This window comes from Actinotalea sp. C106 (assembly GCF_023630195.1).
Classification (GTDB): Bacteria; Actinomycetota; Actinomycetes; order Actinomycetales; family Cellulomonadaceae; genus Actinotalea.
This window is the reverse complement of record NZ_JALPKN010000256.1, coordinates 1-4,543: the sequence shown is the minus strand read 5'-3', so window position 1 is coordinate 4,543 and position 4,543 is coordinate 1. Positions and strand designations below refer to the sequence as shown.

1 protein-coding gene and 1 pseudogene are annotated in these 4,543 nt (G+C 73.9%); both read left to right on the top strand.

Going from position 1 to position 4,543, the window contains the following annotated elements; genetic code table 11:
* Window positions 1-404: pseudogene (locus tag L0B03_RS14310) on the top strand (hypothetical protein); the annotation flags it as partial.
* A 215-nt stretch (window positions 405-619) separates the two neighbouring features.
* Window positions 620-4,543 (top strand): type VII secretion protein EccCa (gene eccCa / locus L0B03_RS14305; protein WP_250446945.1); only part of this gene is annotated, 3,924 nt, incomplete at its 3' end.

The window sequence follows — 4,543 nt, the reverse complement described above, 5'->3', positions numbered from 1 at the left end:
GCGGGCGTGGCGGCACGTTCGTAGGAGCCCCGGGGGCCGGCGGCGCCTCGACCGGAGCCTCCGGAGCCACGGCGGGGGGTGCCAACGGCACCGGTGCTGGAGGTCGAGCCGGAGCCCTGTCCGGGTCCACCGGGTCGGGCCTCACCGCCGGCTCCTCGACCCAGGCCGGTGCCGGCGCAGCGGGTGGGCGCGGCTCGACGATGGCTGGCATGCCCATGGGCGCTGGCGGTGCCGCAGGGAGCTCAGCAGACAAGAAGCGTCGCAGCGGTCCCGGCTACCTCGCCCCGCACCTGGCCGATGACAGCCCGAACACCCCCACACCGGCTGCTGCCGCGGGCTCCCGCGACCGACTGCCCGATCTGGTCGCACCCCCCGTCACCGACACCACCGATGAGGACTGGTAGCGAAGCCACCCATGCCCGGACTCACCCACCTCCACCGAGGACACCAGCGCACGGCCCAGCTGGCTCATCCCCGCCGCGTTCGCGCTCATCGCCCTCGGGGGCATCACAGCCCTCGCCGGCGTCCTGGTGATCAGGTGCAGTCGCGCGAGGCGATCCACGTCCACCCCCTCGGTCGCGGATGCGGCGAACGAGGACCGGTGACCTAGGTTGACCCCGTGACCTCACCGACCGTCCTGGAGCAGATCACCCCGCCGCCCCCGCCGTCGGGCCAGGTCACCGTCCAGGCGCCGCCCGAGCTCGCCGCCTCCGAGGGCATGAGCGGCACGCTGTCGATGATGGTGCCGATGCTCGGCAGCCTCGGTGGGATCGTCTTCGTGGCCGTCGCGATGCCCGGGCCCCGCGGCATGATCGGCGCCGGCATGTTCCTCGTCGCCACCCTCGGGTTCGTCGGGGTCAACATCTGGCGTCAACGCTCCCAGCACCAGTCGACCGTCGTCGGGGCGCGCCGCGAGTACCTCGCCTACCTCAGCGACCTGCGCGGCCAGGTACGCAACGCCGCCAAGGCCCAGCGCCGCCACGCCCACTGGTTCCACCCCGACCCCCGCGCCCTCGCCTCCGTCGCCGAGGAACGCACCCGGGTGTGGGAACGGGACCTCGAGCACGAGCAGTACCTCACCGTGCGCGCCGGCCGCGCCGACCAGCCGCTGTGCGTGGACCTCGAACCCGCCGAGACCCCTCCCCTGACCCAGCTCGACCCCGTGGCCGCCTCCGCCGCGCACCGGTTCCTCGTCTCGCACAGCACCCAGCGCGACCTGCCCCTCACCCTCGACCTGCGCTCCGCCGCGCGGATCGAGGTCGCCGGCGACGAGGACGGCGCCCGCGGCATGACCCGCGCCCTGCTCGCCCAGCTCGCCACCTTCCACTCCGCCGACGACGTCAAGATCGCCGTCCTCGCCGCCCCCAGCGCCCTGCGCCACTGGGACTGGGCCAAGTGGCTGCCGCACGTGCAGTCCATGCGCGCGCGGGACGCCGTCGGCCCGGCCCGCATGATCGCCAGCTCCTACGAGGAGATCGCCGACCTGCTCCCCGAGGGCCTCACCGACCGGCCGCGCTTCGCCGTGGACGGCAGCACCGAGGTCCCGCACGTCGTCATCGTCGTCGACGGGGCCGACCTCCCCCTCGGCCACCCCGTGCTCTCCCCCGACGGCACCGCCGGCGTCACCGTCGTGCACCTGCCCGACCACTGGGAGGAGCTCAGCGACGCGCACACCCTGCGGCTGCTCATGGGCCCCCCGCCACAGGCCTTCGACCAGGGTCGGGACCGGCGCCAGGCCTTCCAGGTGATCCGCCTCGGCTGGGGCGCCCGGTCCGGGATCGCCGACCACATGGCCCTGGCCGACGCCGAGGCCACCGCCCGCCGCCTCGCCCCCCTGCACCTCGAGAGCGGCCCCGTCGCCGGCGAGGGCCCCGCGGTGTCCGCCGAGCTCGTGGACCTGCTCGGCATCGGCGACATCCGCGACTTCCAGCCCGCCGTCCAGTGGCGCCCCCGCCTGCAGCGCGACCGACTGCGCGTCCCCATCGGCCTCACCAGCCAGGGCCAGCCCATCTCCCTGGACATCAAGGAGTCCGCCCAGCAGGGCATGGGCCCCCACGGCCTCATCATCGGCGCCACCGGCTCCGGCAAGTCCGAGGTGCTGCGCACCCTCGTCCTCGCCCTGGCCCTCACACACTCCTCGGAGGACCTGAACTTCGTCCTCATCGACTTCAAGGGTGGCGCGACCTTCGCCGGCATGGCCGAGATGCCGCACGTGAGCGCCATCATCACCAACCTCAGCGAGGAGCTCACCCTCGTCGACCGCATGCAGGACGCCCTGCAGGGCGAGATGACCCGTCGCCAGGAGCTGCTGCGCGCCGCCGGCAACTTCGCCAACGTCGCCGACTACGAGAAGGCCCGCCTCGGTGGCCGCACCGACCTCGAGCCCCTCCCCGCGCTGCTCATCGTCGCCGACGAGTTCTCCGAGCTGCTCTCCGCCAAGCCCGAGTTCGTCGACCTGTTCGTGGCCATCGGGCGGCTCGGCCGGTCGCTGCAGATGCACCTGCTGCTCTCCTCGCAGCGCCTCGAAGAAGGGCGGCTGCGCGGGCTCGAGTCGCACCTGTCCTACCGCATCGGCCTGCGGACCTTCTCGGCAGCCGAGTCCCGCACCGTGCTGGGCGTGCCCGACGCCTACACGCTGCCCGCCGTGCCGGGCATGGGCTACCTCAAGCCCGACACGACCACCATGGTCCAGTTCCGCGCCTCCTACGTCTCCGGTCCGCCCGCCGCCCGCCGCGGCGCGAGCCGGCCCACCGACCAGCAGCACGGCACCGGCCGCATCGAGCTGTTCACCGCCGCCCCCGTCGACGCCGCCCAGCACCCCGACGGCGACCCCCGCGAACCCGTCGAGGTCGAAGCCGCCGAGGACAGCACCACCTTCGACATCGGCGTCGCCCGCATGGCCCACCAGGGCCCGCCCGCCCACAAGGTGTGGCTCGAGCCCCTCGTCGTGCCGCACAGCCTCGACCAGCTCATGCCCGACCTCGCCCCCGACCCCGAGCTCGGCCTCGTCTCGCGCACCTGGCGGGACTCGGGCGACCTGGTCATCCCGCTGGGCGTCGTCGACCGTCCCCTCGAGCAGCGGCGCGAGAACCTCACCCTGTCCCTGGGCGGGGCCGGCGGGCACGTCGCCATCGTCGGGGGCCCCCGCACCGGCAAGAGCACCGCCGCGCGCTCCGTGGTCACCGGCCTGGCCCTGACCCGCACCCCCCTCGAGGTGCAGTTCTACGTGCTCGACTTCGGTGGCGGCACGTTCAGCCCCTTCACCCAGCTGGCCCACGTGGCCGGCATCGCCTCCCGGGCCGAGCCCGACGTCGTGCGGCGCATCGTCGCCGAGATCGACGGGATCATCGACGCCCGCGAGCTGTACTTCCGCACCCACGGCATCGACTCGATCGAGACCTACCGGCAGCGCCGCGCCGCCGGCCAGGTCGACGACGGGTACGGCGACATCTTCCTCGTGGTCGACGGGTGGTCCACGGTGCGCTCCGAGTTCGACGAGCTCGAGGCCGAGATCCAGACCCTCGCCGGCCGCGGCCTCACGTTCGGGCTGCACCTCGTGGCCACCGCCAGCCGGTGGATGGACTTCCGCACCCAGGTCAAGGACATCTTCGGCACCAAGCTCGAGATGCGGCTCGGTGACCCCATGGACTCCGAGATCGACCGCAAGGTCGCCGCCAACGTCCCCGAGCACCGCCCAGGCCGCGGGCTGGCCACCACCAAGCACCACATCCTCACCGCCCTGCCCCGCGTCGACGGCTCCGGGGACGCCGGCACCCTCGGCGGTGGCGTCGACCACCTGGTGCGGGCCGTCGCCGAGGCCTGGCGCGGGCCCCGCGGACCCAAGCTCCGGCTGCTGCCCGAGCACATCCACCTCGACGAGGTCCGCGCCATGGCGCCGCAGACCCCCCAGCTGCTCCTCGGTGTCGAGGAGTCCCGGCTCGGTCCCGTGGGCCTCGACCCCCGCACCACCTCCCACCTCATCGCCTTCGGCGACGGCGGCTCAGGCAAGTCCGCCCTGCTGCGCGGGGTGGCCGCCGAGGTCCAGCGCGTGCACACCCCCACCGAGGCGCAGATCTTCGCGGTCGACCTGCGCCGCTCCCTGCTGGGGGAGATCCCCGAGGAGTACCTCGCCGGCTACCTCACCACCCAGGACCAGGCCGCCCACGAGATCAACGACCTCGCCGACTACCTGCGCGGGCGCCTGCCCGGGCCCGACGTCACCCCCGAGCAGCTGCGCCGGCGCTCCTGGTGGAGCGGGGCCGAGGTGTACCTGCTGGTCGACGACTACGACCTCGTGGCCACCTCCACCGGCAACCCCCTCATGCCCCTGGTCCCGCTCCTCGCGCAGGCCGGGGACATCGGGCTCCACGTCATCATCGCCCGACGCACCGGCGGCGCGGGCCGCGCCATGTACGAGCCCGTCCTCCAGGCCCTCAAGGACCTCGCCGCCCCTGGCCTGGTCCTGTCCGGCAGCCCCGAGGAGGGCGCCCTCGTCGGCGCCGCCAAGCCCGTGCCCGGCCCCCCCGGTCGCGGCCAGCTCGTC